This window comes from Nocardia tenerifensis NBRC 101015 (assembly GCF_000308715.1).
GTDB lineage: Bacteria > Actinomycetota > Actinomycetes > Mycobacteriales > Mycobacteriaceae > Nocardia > Nocardia tenerifensis.
The window spans coordinates 1-14,573 of the sequence record NZ_BAGH01000564.1 but is presented as its reverse complement, the minus strand read 5'-3'; the positions used below and the strand labels follow the sequence as shown (position 1 = coordinate 14,573).

General features: G+C 69.1%; 11 protein-coding genes and 2 pseudogenes. 9 read left to right on the top strand and 4 right to left on the bottom strand.

Annotation, left to right across the window (positions count from 1 at the left end; genetic code table 11):
• A pseudogene (locus tag ON39_RS37060) lies at nucleotides 1-301 on the top strand (esterase family protein); the annotation flags it as partial.
• A 13-nt stretch (nucleotides 302-314) separates the two neighbouring features.
• Here ON39_RS37060 and ON39_RS37055 read toward each other — a convergent pair.
• On the bottom strand, nucleotides 315-1,109 hold the full coding sequence (locus ON39_RS37055; protein ID WP_040741119.1) for an SDR family NAD(P)-dependent oxidoreductase: 795 nt from the start codon (nucleotides 1,107-1,109) through the stop codon (nucleotides 315-317).
• Nucleotides 1,110-1,245: 136 nt separating this feature from the next.
• Here ON39_RS37055 and ON39_RS37050 point away from each other — a divergent pair, with 136 nt between their 5' ends.
• The 3 genes from ON39_RS37050 to cyp51 all read left to right on the top strand — a co-directional run bounded on the left by ON39_RS37050 (nucleotide 1,246) and on the right by cyp51 (nucleotide 5,696).
• Nucleotides 1,246-2,538, top strand: a complete 1,293-nt coding sequence (locus ON39_RS37050) for an NtaA/DmoA family FMN-dependent monooxygenase (protein ID WP_040741118.1) — start codon at nucleotides 1,246-1,248, stop codon at nucleotides 2,536-2,538.
• 114 nt (nucleotides 2,539-2,652) lie between these two features.
• Nucleotides 2,653-4,245 (top strand): benzoylformate decarboxylase, encoded by a 1,593-nt coding sequence (gene mdlC, locus ON39_RS37045; RefSeq protein ID WP_040741124.1) that lies wholly within the window; start codon nucleotides 2,653-2,655, stop codon nucleotides 4,243-4,245.
• 104 nt (nucleotides 4,246-4,349) lie between these two features.
• A complete protein-coding gene (gene cyp51, locus ON39_RS37040; protein WP_040741117.1) occupies nucleotides 4,350-5,696 on the top strand; it encodes a lanosterol 14-alpha demethylase in 1,347 nt (448 codons plus the stop codon).
• Nucleotides 5,697-5,899: 203 nt separating this feature from the next.
• Here cyp51 and ON39_RS37035 read toward each other — a convergent pair whose 3' ends face one another.
• The 3 genes from ON39_RS37035 to ON39_RS37025 are packed head-to-tail and all read right to left on the bottom strand — an operon-like array spanning nucleotide 5,900 to nucleotide 9,537.
• Nucleotides 5,900-7,075 carry a mandelate racemase/muconate lactonizing enzyme family protein gene (locus ON39_RS37035; protein ID WP_040741116.1) on the bottom strand — a complete coding sequence of 392 codons (1,176 nt, stop codon included), beginning with the start codon at nucleotides 7,073-7,075 and terminating at the stop codon, nucleotides 5,900-5,902.
• Nucleotides 7,076-7,077: 2 nt separating this feature from the next.
• Nucleotides 7,078-8,406: a cation:dicarboxylate symporter family transporter gene (locus tag ON39_RS37030; RefSeq protein ID WP_051187582.1), complete on the bottom strand. Its 1,329-nt coding sequence runs from the start codon at nucleotides 8,404-8,406 to the stop codon at nucleotides 7,078-7,080.
• Between the two features lie 15 nt (nucleotides 8,407-8,421).
• On the bottom strand, nucleotides 8,422-9,537 hold the full coding sequence (locus ON39_RS37025) for a mandelate racemase/muconate lactonizing enzyme family protein (protein ID WP_040741122.1): 1,116 nt from the start codon (nucleotides 9,535-9,537) through the stop codon (nucleotides 8,422-8,424).
• Between the two features lie 129 nt (nucleotides 9,538-9,666).
• On the opposite strand from ON39_RS37025, the gene ON39_RS37020 reads away from it, so the two are divergent.
• The 5 genes and pseudogenes from ON39_RS37020 to ON39_RS37000 all read left to right on the top strand — a co-directional run.
• Complete coding sequence (locus ON39_RS37020) at nucleotides 9,667-10,353, top strand: FCD domain-containing protein (protein ID WP_063713445.1); 687 nt, start codon at nucleotides 9,667-9,669, stop codon at nucleotides 10,351-10,353.
• Between the two features lie 52 nt (nucleotides 10,354-10,405).
• Entirely contained in the window at nucleotides 10,406-11,032 is a 627-nt protein-coding gene (locus ON39_RS37015; protein ID WP_040741115.1) for a LysE family translocator, read from the top strand.
• Nucleotides 11,033-11,201: 169 nt separating this feature from the next.
• Nucleotides 11,202-12,704 (top strand): 2-methylcitrate dehydratase PrpD, encoded by a 1,503-nt coding sequence (gene prpD, locus ON39_RS37010; RefSeq protein WP_040741113.1) that lies wholly within the window; start codon nucleotides 11,202-11,204, stop codon nucleotides 12,702-12,704.
• Nucleotides 12,704-13,618, top strand: coding sequence for a methylisocitrate lyase (gene prpB, locus ON39_RS37005; protein ID WP_040741111.1), 915 nt, complete (start codon nucleotides 12,704-12,706; stop codon nucleotides 13,616-13,618). Before prpD ends, prpB begins: the two co-directional genes overlap by 1 nt.
• Nucleotides 13,619-13,641: 23 nt before the next feature.
• Nucleotides 13,642-14,573 (top strand): annotated as a pseudogene (locus tag ON39_RS37000) (bifunctional 2-methylcitrate synthase/citrate synthase); the annotation flags it as partial.

The window sequence follows — 14,573 nt, the reverse complement described above, 5'->3', positions numbered from 1 at the left end:
GCACGCCGAACAACTGCGCGACACCACCCTCTACATCTCCACCGGCACCGGACAACCCGGACCACTCGACACCCCGGCCGCCCTGCACGGCGACCTGATCCAGTCGACCTGGCAGCTGATTTTCGGCTCGCCCCTGGAGGCCATCATGAACATGTGCACCACGCAGCTGCGAGAGCGCTTCCAGCAGTTGGGGATTCCGGCGACGTTCGACTTCCACCCGATCGGCACCCACTCGTGGGGCTACTGGGAGCAGGACCTGCACAACTCCTGGCCGCTCTTCGAAGCGGCACTGACCAAGTGAAATCCGCTGCGGCTCAAGGAAGTATCGAGTCGATGTAGCCGCCGTCCACCCGGACCGCGCCGCCGGTGGTCGCGGAGGCGCGCTCCGAGCTGAGGTAGACGACCATATTACCGATCTCGGTTGGCTCGATCAGTCGTTGGATCAACGAGTACGGCCGGTGTTCGCGCATGAACCGGCGCTGCGCCTCGTCCCACGGCAGATCCGCGCCGACGAGGTCGCGCACGAAGTCCTCCACCCCCGGCGTGTGCGTCGGGCCGGCCATCACGGAGTTGACCGTGACTCCGGTGCCCGCCGCGGCTTTCGCGAATCCGCGAGTGACGGCGAGCAGAGCCGTCTTCGTGGTTCCGTAGTGGACCATCTCGACCGGCGTGACGACCGCGGAGTCGCTGGCTATGTTCATCACCCGGCCGAAGCCACGAGCCATCATGCCCGGCAAGTACATTCGGATCAGCCGGACCGCCGACAGCACATTGACCTCGAAGTAGCGGCGCCACTCGTCGTCCTCGATGTCGAGGACCGGCTTGGCTCCGAAGATGCCGAGGTTGTTGACCAGGATGTCCAGCTCGCCGACCGCCTCGCGCAACCGCTCGGCCCCCGCGGCGGAGGCGAGGTCCGCGGCCACGGGGCTGACCCTGGCGTCGGGCACCTCGTCGGTGACGGTCGTGCACGCGGCCTCGGTCTTGGCGTCGTCGCGCCCGTTGACCGTCACCGACGCACCCGCCCTGGCCAACTCGGTGGCGATGGCCAGCCCGATGCCCTGGCTCGAACCCGAGACCAGCGCGCGCCGTCCGGAAAGATCGATGTCCATGCCCCGATGGTGCCGCACCGGGGCGGCCGAACCCGTCCGACGCGCGGAGCGGCCCACAGAGATCGATTTCGGCGAAGTTTCGTTCACCCCGACGCTAACCGTCGCGCGGCACGGCCGTGCCCCATAGCGTCGAAGGGTGAGTGCGAAGCGACGACCGTTGAAAACCGTTACCGGAGTGAGTGGTTCGCCGGATGTCTACGCGGCCGCGCTGAATCCGGGGCGATCCACGCTCGCCTCGGCCGTCGAGATCGCGAAACTCGCCGAGGCCAATAGGTTCGACGCGCTCTTCGCCGCGGACCTGCTCAGTTTCGGCGCGCAGGGCGCGATCGGCGCGCAGGAACCGCTGATCGTCCTGTCCGCGCTGAGCGCGGTGACCACCCATGTCGGGCTGATTGCCACGGTCACGACCACTTTTCAGCATCCCTACAACCTCGCCCGGCTGTTCGGCACCCTCGACCATGTCAGCAACGGCCGCGCCGCCTGGAACGCGGTGACCTCGTCGGTGGGCGAGGAGAACTACGGCGACGGGGATCTGCCGACGCCCGAGCAGCGCTACGAGCGCGCCGCGGAGTCGCTCGAGGTGGTCAACGCGCTGTTCGACAGCTGGCGGCCCGGCGCGCTCACCGCGGACGGGCGCGGCGGCGCGATCCTGGACGCGGAGCTGGTCCGGCCGATCGACCACGCGGGCACGTACTTCACGGTGCGCGGGCCGTTGAACATCCCGCCGCTGCCGCAGCGACGCCCGGTGCAGTTCCAGGCCGGCCAGTCCGAGGCGGGCATCGAGCTCGGGGCGCGGTTCGCCGAGGTGGTCTTCACCTCGCTGCCGACGCTCGACGACGCCATCACCTACGCGAAGAAGATCCGCACGCGCGCCGCGGAATTGGGGCGCGCGGACGGCTTGCCGCTGATCATGAGCTCGTTCCACGCCACCTACGGCGCCAGCGAGGCCGAGGTGCGTCGCCTGGTGCGCGAACGAGACGAGGCCACCGACTTCGAGGCGGGCCGGCTCGCGCTCGCCGACATGCTCGGCGGCGGCATCGATCTGACCGGCCTGCCGTTGGACCGGCCGATCCCGGAAAGCCTGCTGCCCGACATGCGTTCGGTGCGGCGACGCCGCGGCCGCGTCGAGATCTTCAGCGCCTTCGCCCGTTCCGGAAAGACCCTGCGCGAGTTGATCATCGCCGCCAAAGACACGGGCCACTGGGCCGCCGCCGGCACCCCCGAACAACTAGCCGACGCGATCGCCGAGCGCTACGACGCGGGCGTGCTAGACGTCATCAGCCTCGGCGGCCTCACCGACCCACGCACCCGCGACTTCCTACTGAACGGCCTACTCCCCGAACTACGCCGCCGCAACATCATCGGCCACGACTACCGCGGCAGCACCTTCCGCGACAACCTCGAACTCCCTCCCCTACCGCCGATCTGAGCCCTGCCGGACACCGATCAGCCCGCGCCCGTCCGAGGCGCACCATCTGCGCGATACGAAATGGGTACGGTCCCCAGCTCGACCGAGGGGACGGCCTGGTCGACAATGGCGGCGATGGTGACTACGACCGCACGCCGAATCGCGCACGAGTTTCTCGAACGCCACGGGCTCACCACGATCTTCGGTAATCCGGGGTCGAATGAACTGCCGTTTTTGGCGGAGTTGCCTGCCGGGTTCCGCTACATTCTCGGGCTGCACGAGGGGGCGGTGGTGGCGATGGCGGACGGGTACGCGCAGGCCCTCGGCCGCCCGGCACTGGTCAATCTGCACTCCGCCACCGGTTCCGGGAACGCGCTGGGCGCGCTCACCAACGCGGTCGCCTCCCGCGCGCCGCTGGTGCTCACGGCGGGCCAGCAGGTCCGCTCGGCCATGGGGATCGAGGCGGTGCTGACGAATGTCGATGCGACGCAGTTGATGCGGCCGCTGGTCGGGTGGTCCGGGGAGCCGAGCTGCGCCGCCGATGTCCCCCGGTCGTTGGCGCAGGCGGTGTTCGAGGCGCAGTTGCAGCGGCGGCCGGCGTATCTGTCGGTGCCCTACGACGATTGGTCCGTCGAGCTCGACGCGAACGCCGTCGCGGTCACCGACCGGAGCGTCCGGCTCGGGCAGCAGCCCAGCGAGGCCCAACTGGCCGACCTGGTCGCCGCCGTCGCGGCCGCCCGAAATCCGGCGCTGGTGCTCGGCGGCGATATCGACGCGGCCGGGCTGTTCGAGCGGGCGGTCGCGCTCGCCGAACATCTGGAGTCGCCGGTGTGGCAGGCGCCGTCGCCGCATCGGCTCTCATTTCCCAACCGCCACCGGCTCTTTCGCGGGGTCCTGCCCGCGAGCATCGCGGCGGTGGAGCGCGCGATGTCCGGCCACGATCTCGTGCTCGTCTCGGGCGCACCGGTCTTCCGCTACCACCAGCACGAGCCGGGGCGGTATCTGCCGGAGGGCACGCGGCTGATCCAGGTGACCGACGACGCGGGCGCCGCCGCCCGCGCACCGGTGGGTACGGCGCTGGTCGCCGACGTCGCGCCGGTGTTCGAGGCGCTCCTGCACAGGATCCCCGCGCGCGCATCCGACAACGCGGCACGCTTCCTGGCGAACCCCGAACCGGCCACTGCCGCCGAGCATTCCGGCCTGCACCCCGAGCAGGTTTTCGCCGCCCTGCGCGAAACACAGCCCGCCGAAACGTGTTACGTCGTCGAGTCGACGTCCACCAATGCCGCGTGGTGGCGGCAGATCGATCTGCGCGAGCCCGGCTCGTACTTCTGGCCCGCAGCGGGCGGACTCGGCTTCGGGCTGCCCGCCGCCGTCGGCGTGGCACTGGCCCTCCCGGAGCGGCCTGTCGCGGCCGTAATCGGCGACGGCTCAGCCAATTACGGCATCACCGCGCTGTGGACCGCCGCCCGCTACCGGGTGCCCGTCACCTTCGTGATCCTGCGCAACGGCACCTACGGCGCGCTGGAGTGGTTCGCCGAGCTCCTCGGCACGCCGGACGTGCCGGGCACCGACATCGGCGGGATCGACTTCACCGCGCTCGCCGCCGGTTACGGCGTACCCGCCACGGCGGCAACCGATCTCGACGGCCTGCGCGCCGCGCTGCGCTCGCCGACGGACGGCCCGCGACTCATCCAGGTCGACACCGCTCCGACCAGGCCGGCCTGAGCGAGGACGACACGCGGCTCGGTCTTGTCCCGGACGAGCCTTCACAGTACTGTCCAGACACATGTCCAGTCTTGTCTGGGCGGTACTGCGGGAAGGATTTCCACATGGCACTGGTCAAGCCGCAGCGGGTGTCCGGCGGGGCGGACGAGCACGGGCACCTCGAGGAGTTCCGCACCGATCCGATCGGGTTGATGCGCCGGGTGCGGGCGGAGTGCGGGGAGGTCGGGACCTTCGAGCTGGCCGGTCGCGACGTCGTGCTGCTGACGGGCGCGCAGGCCAACGAGTTCTTCTTCCGGGCGGGCGACGACGAGCTCGATCAGGGCGCGGCCTATCCGTTCATGACACCGATCTTCGGCGCGGGCGTCGTGTTCGACGCGCCGCCGGAGCGGCGCAAGGAGATGCTGCACAATCAGGCGCTGCGTGGGGAATTCATGCGCGGGCACGCCGCGACCATCGCCGCCGAGGTCGACCGCATGCTGGCCGGCTGGGGTGACGCGGGCGAGATCGACCTGCTCGAGTTCTTCGCCGAGCTGACCATCTACACCTCCTCGGCCTGTCTCATCGGGGTGAAGTTCCGCAACGAGCTGGACGCCCGGTTCGCGCGGCTCTACCACGAGCTCGAGCAGGGCACCGACGCGCTGGCCTATGTCGACCCGTACGCGCCGATCGAGAGCTTCCGCCGCCGCGACGCGGCCCGCGCGCAACTGGTCGAGCTGGTGCAGTCGATCATGCACGGGCGCGCGGCGAATCCGCCGTCGGGCAAGGACTCTCGCGACATGCTCGACATCCTGATCTCGGTCAAGGACGAGAACGGCGCGCCGCGTTTCACGGCCAGCGAGATCACCGGCATCTTCATCTCGATGATGTTCGCCGGTCACCACACCACCTCCGGCACCGCGGCGTGGACCATCATCGAATTGCTGCGGCACCCGGAGATATTGAGCACCGTGGTCGCCGAGCTCGACGAGTTGTTCGCCGACGGTTCGGAGGTCAGCCACAACGCACTGCGCCAGATCCCCAATCTGGAGGCGGCGCTGAAGGAGACGCTGCGGCTGCACCCGCCGCTGATCATCGTGATGCGCATCGCCCGAGGCGAGTTCGAGGTGTGCGGGCACCGGATCGCGCCGGGCGACATGGTGGCGGCGACGCCCGCCGTCTCCAACCGGATCCCCGAGGACTTCCCCGACCCGGACGCCTTCGACCCGGGCCGCTACCTCGACCCGCGCCAAGAGGACATCGTCAACCGCTGGACCTGGATTCCGTTCGGGGCGGGCCGTCATCGCTGCGTCGGGGCGGCCTTCGCGCTCATGCAGCTCAAGGCGATCTTCTCGATCCTGTTGCGGGACTGGGAGTTCGAGCTGTCCCAGCCGTCGGACACCTACCGCAACGATCACTCCAAGATGGTGGTGCAGCTGCGGCAGCCGTGCCGCGTCCGCTACCGAAGGCGCTGAACCGCCGCGCGATCAGACCCGTCGGCTGGGCGAACGCAGGCCGCGGCGGGGGTGGGAACGCGTCGATCTCTGAACCGGTGTGGCCCGCCCCGCGGTATCGCTACCGCGGGGCGGGCCACTTCCCCGTACGCCCACCGAACGCCGCCACGTTCACGCGGGCACGTTGATCTTAGCCGGTCTCGGGCCCGTCGTGGCGCAACCCGCTAGCCCGTGTGCAAGGCGCGGAAGACCCGGTGCAGTTCCGCCTTGTCTTCGAAGCCGATGCCGGGCGTGTCGGTGAGGCGCAGGCGACCGTGCTCGACGACGGCCGCGTCGGCGAAACCGCCGGTCGGCTGGAACTCGCCGGGGTAGGACTCGTTGCCGCCGAGCCGCAGCGCCGCCGCGATGTGCAGGGCGAACTGGTGGCCGCCGTGCGGGATGCAGCGGCGGCTGGACCAGCCGTGTTGCCGCAGCATGTCCTGGATTCGCAGGTACTCGACGAGGCCGTACCCCAGAACCGGGTCGAACTGGAGATAGTCGCGGTCAGGACGCATACCCGCATAGCGAATGAGGTTGCGGGCGTCGGACAGCGAGAAAAGGTTCTCGCCCGTGGCCAGCGGGCCCGGATACCGCTCGGACAGCGTCGCGTGCAGCGCGAAGTCGAGCGGGTCGCCGGGCTCCTCGTACCAGAACAGGCCGTACGGGGCGAGCGCGCGGCCGTACTCGAGCGCGGTGTCGAGGTCGAAGCGGCCGTTGGCGTCCACCGCCAGGCGCGAGCCGTCGCCGTCGAGGACGTCGAGCACGGCCTCGACCCGTTCGACGTCCTCGGCCAGGCTCGCGCCGCCGATCTTCATCTTCACCACGTCGTAGCCCTGGTCGAGGAAGCCGCGCATCTCGTCCTGGAGTTCGGTCAGCCCCCTGCCCGGCGCGTAGTAGCCGCCCGCCGCGTAGACGAAGACGTCCTCGTCCGGCGCGCCCAGACCGTAGTGCCGGCTGAGCCACCGGTACAGCGGCAGCCCGGCCAGTTTGGCGGCGAGGTCGAACAGCGCCATGTCGAGCACGCCGACGGCGACCGATCGTTCGCCGTGCCCGCCCGGTTTCTCGTTGCGCAGCATGGCATTCCACGCGCGCGCCGGATCGACGGCCGCCCCGTCGTCGGTGAGCAGCTCGTCCGGGTCGGCCCGCAGCAGGCGGGGAATGACGCGGCGGCGCAGGATCTCTCCCGCGCTGTAGCGGCCGTTGGAGTTGAACCCGTAGCCGACGACCGGTTCACCGTCTCTGACGACATCGCTGACCACCGCGACGACGGAACAGTCCATGGCGCTGAAGTCGATGAACGCGTTGCTCATCGAGGAGCTGATCGGCACGACGCCTTCGTGAATTGCGACGATTCGTGGCATTTCTACTCTCCTACAGTGGTTTTCGTGCGCGACCACCCGATGGTGCGGGCGGCCAGCGCACGGTCGAGGCCGTCGGGTTCCCAGCGCGCGATGACGACGGTCGCCACCGCGTTGCCGAGCACATTGGTCAGGGCTCGGACGAGCGAGAGAAAACGGTCGACCGAGAGGACGAGCGCGAGGCCGGCCACCGGCACCAGGCTGGTGGCCGCGACCGTGTTCGCCAGCGTGATGAAGGCCGAACCGCTCACGCCCGCAGTGCCTTTGGACAGCACGAGAAAGACGAGGAACAGCCCGAGCTGATCGCCGAAGCCGAGCGGGATGCCGTACACCTGCCCGATGAAGACGACGCAGATCGGGATGACGACCGCGACCCCGTCCAGGTTGAACGAGAAGCCGGTCGGCACAACCAGTCCCACCACGCTGCGGCGGCAGCCGACCTGTTCGAGCCGCTCCATCAGTTGCGGCAGCACCGCTTCCGACGAGGAGGTGCCGAGCACGACCGCCAGCTCCTTGCGCAGCACCTTGATCAACCGCGGCAGCGAGAACCCGGCGAGCAGCGCGACGCCGCCGAGCACGACGATCACGAAAACCGCTAGCGCGAGCGCGGATACCGCGACCAGCTTCATCAGCGCGGTCAGGGTCTCCGGACCGTACTTGCCGACCGTCGCAGCGACCGCGCCGAAGGTGCCGACGGGCGCGAGCAGCATGATCATCTGGATCATCCGGAAGAACACGTCAGTCAGCTTGTAGCAGCCATCGACGATGGGCCGAGAGATCCTGTCCGGCAACCGGATCAGGGCGACCGCGAACAGCACGGCGAAAATCAGGACCTGGATGATGCTGCCGGTGGCGAACGCGTTGACGGCGTTGTCCGGCACCATGTTCAGCAGGAACGCGCCGAACGAGTTGTCCTTCGCGCCGCCGGCGACGTAGCTCGACAGCTCATCGGAGGCGTGCGCGGGCGGCGCGACACCGGCGCCGGGGCGCAGCAGATTCACCGCGAGCAGCCCCAGCAGCATGCCCACCGTGGTCACGATCTCGAAGTAGATCAGTGCCCGCGCCGCGATCCGGCCGACCGTCTTCATCCCGCCGGTCGCCACGATCCCGGTGACCATCACCAGAAAGACGATCGGCGCGATGAGCATCTGGATCAGCGCGATGAACGCCTTCGCGATCGGCTGCGTGCTCGCCGCGGCCGCCGGCGCGACGATCCCGAATATCGCCGCGACGACGGCCGCGATCAGCACCTGGAAGCTGGTGTTGGCGGCGAGCCTGCGCCACCTGGGCCGAGGCGTCGACTCCGGCGCGGCCTCGATTGCCGTGTCCGTCATGGGAATCGCCGCGCATCACAGGTCGCGGACGAGGGTGTCGCGCAGGGCGGCGCGGTCCACCGTCAGGCCGAGGCCGGGCCGGTCGGGCACCGCGATCCGGCCGTCGACCGGTCTCGGCGCGTCCGGGAACAGCAGCTCGCCGACCTGCACCATGCCGAGGTGCCACTCGAGGATCCAGCCGTTCATCAGCCCCGCCAGGGTGTGCAGGTTGAACAGCGGCCAGCCGCCGCCGTGGGCGAGCGGCAGGTTGTAGATCTGCGCGAGGTGGGCGGCCTTGCGCGCCTCGGTGAAGCCCCCGCAGTAGCAGACATTGGGCTGCAGAATGTCCACGGCCTGCCGCTCGACCAGCTCGCGCAGCCGCCAGCGGTGCCCCTCCATCTGCCCGGCCGCGAGCGGAATCCTGGTGTGCGAGCGCAGATCCGCCATCGCCCGCGCGTCGTTCTGGTGCAGCGGCTCCTCGAACCAGGTGAGGTTCGCGTCCTCCACCGCGCGGCACAGGCAGGCGGCCTCGACGGGGGTGAACAGGTAGTTGGCGTCGATCATCAGATCCACGCCCGCGCCGACCGTTTCGCGCACGGCGTGGACGCGCGCCGCGTCCTCGCGCCAGCCGCTCTTGTCCACCGCCACCACGAGCTTCAGCGCGGTGAAGCCCTGGTCGAGTTGCAACTGCGCTGCGGCGCAAAGAGTTTCGCGGTCGTACTGGGGGAAGCCGAACGTCACGTACACCGGCACCTCGGTGCGCGCGCCGCCGAGCAGGCTCGCGACCGAACGGCCCGCGGCCTTGCCCTGGATATCCCACAGGGCGATGTCGAGCAACGAGAGGGCGCTGGACACCACGCCTGTCATGGTCCGCGGGTTCAGGGTGCGCCATACCCGGTGGTGGATCGCCTCCACCTCGCGCGGATCCATGTCGACCACGGCGGGCAGGAAGTGCCGCTCCAGCGCGACGACCACCGCCCTGGCGAGAAAGTGACCGGTGAGGGCGACACCGGTCAGTCCTTCGTCGGTCTCCATCTCGCAGAAGACGAATTCGCGCTGCTCCTCGCGGCCGTAGCCGCTGACCCGCTCGCTCAGCAGCGGCACGTCGATCGAGGTGGTGTGCACGCTGGCGCGGATGTCTTTGATCTTCATTCCGTCCTCCTTCTCTTCATCGGACGGTGCGTCGAGTCTGCGCGCGTAAATCGTCAACTGTCAACGATTTGCAATTGACGATCATACGTGCGACACTGCGAAGTCGCTCGTACGGGCAAGGGAGTGTGGATGGCCGAGCAGGTACAGGCGATGACCGCGCTGCAGCGGCGGGTGGCCGAGCATCAGTCCAGTTCGCTCCTGCAGGTGATCGCCGAGGAACTCGAGCAGCTGATCATCACCGGCGTGCTCACCGGCGGCGACCGGATCAACGAGTCGTCGCTCGCCGCGCGGCTCGGCGTCAGCCGCGGGCCGGTGCGCGAGGCGCTGCGCCGGCTCGAACGCGGCAAACTCGTCGAATTCCGCACCAACAGAGGCATGTTCGTGCGCGAAATCTCGGTGGACGAGGCCGCTCAGCTCTACGACATCCGGGCCAGCCTGTTCGGCTTGGCCGGACGGCTTGCCGCCGAACGCATCTCGGCCCAGCAGCTGGCCGATCTGCGCGAACGGGTCGAGCAGTTACAAGCCGCGGTCCCCGCCGTGGACGACTACTACCCCCGCAACGTCGACCTACACCGCACCCTGGTCGCGCTCTCGGCCAACCCGCGGCTCGCCGACCTCTACGACGACGTCTCCAAGGAGCTACACCTCTTCCGCCGCCACGGCCTCGAATCCGATGCCGCACGCCATCTTTCGAACTGCCAGCACGCGGAGATCCTCGACGCCGTCGAGCACCGCGACCCCGCCGCCACCGGTCGCCTCATGGAGGCCCACATCCTGTCCGGCAAGGAGCGCATGCTCGCCGCACTGCGCGACTGAGTGGCGCGATCGGCCTGCCAGGCTCGGCGGCGGGCCGTAGGGTGGCGATGTGATGTCTACAGTGCAGATGCTCGGTCTCGGCGGCGTGATCCTGGTGGCGGCCATGTCGCCGGGGCCGGATTTCTTTATCGTGACGCGAAGTTCGGCGCTGTCGGGCAGGCGAGCCGGAATGGCCTGTGCGGCAGGGATCGCCGGTGGGGTGTTCCTGTGGTCGGTGGTGAGCGCGCTCGGCGTCGCCGGACTGCTCGCCGCGTCCGCGGTGGCCTTCACGATCGTCAAGCTCCTCGGCGCGGGTTACCTTATGCTGCTGGGGGTTCGGGCGCTGCTGGCCGCTCGCCGCGGCGGCTACGAAGCGACAGCCGACCTGCCCGCGGACGGGCCGAGCGCGGCGGCGGCCTTTCGCCAGGGTCTGCTGACCAACCTCCTCAACCCGAAGGTCGCGGTCTTCTTCCTCGCCCTGCTCCCCCAGTTCGTGCCCGCCGAACCCGCCGTCACCGACACCATTTCGCTCGGCGCCGTCGCCGCCCTAGTCTCCCTGACCTGGTTCACGGTGCTCGCCAACGTAGTCGGCGCACTGCGCGGCCTGCTCGCCAGGGCCAGCGTGCGCCGCGCCATCGACACCGTCATGGGCACCCTGCTCGTAGCCTTCGGCGTCCGGATCGTCTTGCAGAGCAACTGATCCGATCGCTCGGCGGCAGACGGTCACCGAGGAACGAGGTCGCACAACATACGCAACCTCGCTGGTTTCCTCACACAAAAATAGGCATTTGCGAGGCGTTTTCGCGCTGCTCGACGGTCGGTAGCGTGCGAAACAGATCGGTCGCATCGATGTCTGGAGGATCCCGACGGTGAAGAATCATCTCGTTCGTACACACCGCTCCGCCGAGCGTTTCCCGCGCGAGGAGCATCTCGCGTGGCGCATCGCCGAGGTCGCCACCGACCCGGTCGAGGTGGCGTCGGAGACCGCGGAGATGATCGTCAATCGCATCATCGACAATGCCGCGGTCGCGGCGGCCGCGCTCACCCGTCGCCCGGTCGCCAACGCCCGCGCCCAAGCCTCGGCGCACCCGTATCGGCCGGGCGCCGCGGTCTTCGGCGTCGACGGCGGCTACTCCCCCGAGTGGGCCGCCTTCGCCAACGGCGTCGCGGTGCGCGAACTCGATTTCCACGACACCTTTCTCGCCGCGGAGTACTCCCACCCCGGCGACAATATCCCGCCGATCCTGGCGGTGGCCCAGCACGCGGGGCGCACCGGCCGGGACCTGATCCGCGGCCTGGCCACCGGCTACGAGATCCAGATCGACCTGGTGCGCGCGATCTGCCTGCACGAGCACAAGATCGACCACGTCGCCCACCTCGGCCCGTCCGCCGCCGCCGGCCTCGGCACCCTGCTCGGGCTCGACGCCGCGACCATTTACCAGGCCATCGGCCAAGCCTTGCACACCACGACCGCGACCAGGCAGTCGCGCAAGGGCGAGATCTCCAGTTGGAAGGCGTACGCGCCGGCCTTCGCGGGCAAGATGGCCGTCGAGGCCGTCGACCGGGCGCTGCGCGGCGAGGGCGCGCCCGCCCCGATCTGGGAGGGCGAGGACGGCGTGATCGCCTGGCTGCTCGGCGGGCCCGACCGGGAGTACTCGGTCCCGCTGCCCGGACCCGGCGAGCCGAAGCGGGCCATCCTCGACTCCTACACCAAGGAGCACTCGGCGGAGTACCAGAGTCAGGCGCCGATCGACCTCGCGCGCCGAATGCGTTCGCGGATAAGCGATCTCGATCAAATCGACTCGATCGTGTTGCACACCAGCAGGCATACGCACGTCGTCATCGGCACCGGCTCCGGCGATCCGCAGAAGTTCGACCCGGCGGCCTCGCGGGAGACGCTCGACCACTCGGTGATGTACATCTTCGCGGTCGCGCTGCAGGACGGAACCTGGCACCACGAGTGGTCTTACGCGCCCGAGCGCGCCCGGCGGCCCGACACCGTCGCGCTGTGGCGCAAGATCTCGACCGTCGAGGATCCCGAGTGGACCCGGCGCTACCACGCCACCGACCCTGCGGAGAAGGCCTTCGGCACGCGGGCCGAGGTGCGGCTGCGCAGCGGGGAAGTGATCGTCGACGAGCTCGCGGTCGCCGACGCGCACCCGCTCGGCGCCAAGCCGTTCGCCCGCGAGCAGTACCTCGAGAAGTTCCGCACGCTCGCCGAGGGCGTCGTCGCACCGGCCGAGCAAGATCGGTTCCTCGACGCCGCGCAGCGCACCGCCGAGCTCGGTGCCGGGGAGTTGTCGCAATTGTCGTTCACGGTGTCCGACGAGGTGCTCGCGCGGGCGCCGAAGCTGCCGAAGGGACTGTTCTGATGAGCGGGCTGCTTGCCGCGGCGACCTCGGCCGCCGACAAACGCGCGGCGTTTCGCGCGGGCCTGGCCTCCGGCACGATTCAGCGGCTGCCCGGGGCGTTCAATCCGTTGGTGGCCAGGCTGATTCAGGAGATCGGGTTCGACGGCGTCTACGTCTCCGGCGCGGTGGTGTCGGCCGAGCTGGCGCTGCCCGATATCGGATTGACGACGCTGAGCGAGGTGGCCGAGCGCGGGCGGCAGATCGCCGGGGTCACCGATCTGCCGGTGCTCATCGACGCTGACACCGGGTTCGGCGAGCCGATGAACGCGGCACGCACCGTGACGCTCCTCGAGGACTCCGGGGTCGCCGGGTGTCACCTCGAGGATCAGGTCAATCCGAAACGCTGCGGGCACCTCGACGGGAAGGCCGTCGTGCCCACCGAGGAGATGATGCGCCGGTTGCGGGCGGCCGTAACCGCCAGGCGCGACCCGAATTTCGTGATCTGCGCGCGCACCGACGCCGCCGGGATCGAGGGCATCGACGCCGCCATCGAGCGCGCGGAGGCGTACGCCCAAGCCGGAGCGGATCTGGTCTTCACCGAAGCCTTGCGCGACGCAGGCGATTTCACGAAGTTCCGGGACGCGGTGCCGACTCCGTTGCTGGCCAACATGACCGAGTTCGGCAAGTCCGAGCTGCTGTCGGCGCGGACCCTGGAAGCGATCGGCTACAACGCCGTGATCTATCCGGTTTCCGCACTGCGCCTGGCGATGTGGGCGGTCGAGAACGGGCTGCGGGAGCTCCTCGCCGAGGGCACCCAGGCCGGGCTGCTCGACCGGATGCAGCAGCGCAGCCGCCTGTACGAACTGCTGCGGTACGAGCGCTACAACGAATTCGATTCCGCCGTCTACGATTTCAGTCTGCGAGGGGACCAGTGACCACAGCATCGCATCGCGGGGCGGTGGATACCGCCGTGCACAAGGGGCTCGCCGGTGTCGTCGTCGACACCACCGCCGTGTCCAAGGTAGTGCCGGAGACCAACTCGCTGACCTACCGCGGCTACGCAGTGCAGGATCTGGCCGAGCACTGCGGCTTCGAGGAGGTCGCGTACCTGCTGTGGTACGGCGAACTGCCCGACCACGCTCAGCTGGAACGGTTCTGCCAACGCGAGCGCGCCGCCCGCCGCGCCAACCGGTCGCTGCTGTCGCTGGTGACGAGGATGCCCGACACCTGCCACCCGATGGACGTCGTCCGCACCGCCATCAGCTACCTCGGCGCCGAAGACCCCGCCGAGGACGACAACAGCCCGGATGCCAACCGCGCCAAAGCCTTACGAATGATGGCGGTGCTGCCGACCATTGTCGCGGCCGATCACCGTCGCCGGCACGGCCAGGACCCGATCGCGCCGCACTCGCATCTCGGGTTCGCCGAGAACTTCCTGAACATGTGCTTCGGCACGATCGCGCCCCGAAAGCTGGTGAAGGCCTTCGAGGTATCGCTGATCCTCTACGCCGAGCACAGCTTCAACGCCTCGACCTTCGCCGCCCGCGTGGTCACCTCCACCCGGTCCGACATCTACAGCGCCGTGACCGCGGCCGTCGGCGCGCTCAAAGGTCCGCTGCACGGCGGCGCCAACGAGGCCGTCATGCGCGACATGCTCGAGATCGGCGACCCCGCCCTCGCCGAGCGGTGGCTGCTCGAGAAGCTCGCCAAGAAGGAGAAGGTGATGGGCTTCGGACATCGCGTCTACAAGAACGGCGACTCGCGCGTGCCGACGATGAAGCAGGCCCTCCTCGACATCGCCTCCGCCACAAATGGTTTCAAGTGGGTACGGATGTACGAGGCGCTCGAGGGAGCCATGGCCGCGCCACCGGCATCGAACCCAATCTCGAC

Excerpts from the sequence above, each read along its gene's own strand:
- mdlC (WP_040741124.1), top strand. The coding sequence starts at position 2,653 with ATGGTGACTACGACCGCACGCCGAATCGCGCACGAGTTTCTCGAACGC.
- ON39_RS37015 (WP_040741115.1), top strand. The coding sequence starts at position 10,406 with ATGTCTACAGTGCAGATGCTCGGTCTCGGCGGCGTGATCCTGGTGGCG.
- ON39_RS37055 (WP_040741119.1), bottom strand. The coding sequence starts at position 1,109 with ATGGACATCGATCTTTCCGGACGGCGCGCGCTGGTCTCGGGTTCGAGC.
- ON39_RS37030 (WP_051187582.1), bottom strand. The coding sequence starts at position 8,406 with ATGACGGACACGGCAATCGAGGCCGCGCCGGAGTCGACGCCTCGGCCC.
- ON39_RS37035 (WP_040741116.1), bottom strand. The coding sequence starts at position 7,075 with ATGCCACGAATCGTCGCAATTCACGAAGGCGTCGTGCCGATCAGCTCC.
- cyp51 (WP_040741117.1), top strand. The coding sequence starts at position 4,350 with ATGGCACTGGTCAAGCCGCAGCGGGTGTCCGGCGGGGCGGACGAGCAC.
- prpB (WP_040741111.1), top strand. The coding sequence starts at position 12,704 with ATGAGCGGGCTGCTTGCCGCGGCGACCTCGGCCGCCGACAAACGCGCG.
- ON39_RS37025 (WP_040741122.1), bottom strand. The coding sequence starts at position 9,537 with ATGAAGATCAAAGACATCCGCGCCAGCGTGCACACCACCTCGATCGAC.
- ON39_RS37020 (WP_063713445.1), top strand. The coding sequence starts at position 9,667 with ATGGCCGAGCAGGTACAGGCGATGACCGCGCTGCAGCGGCGGGTGGCC.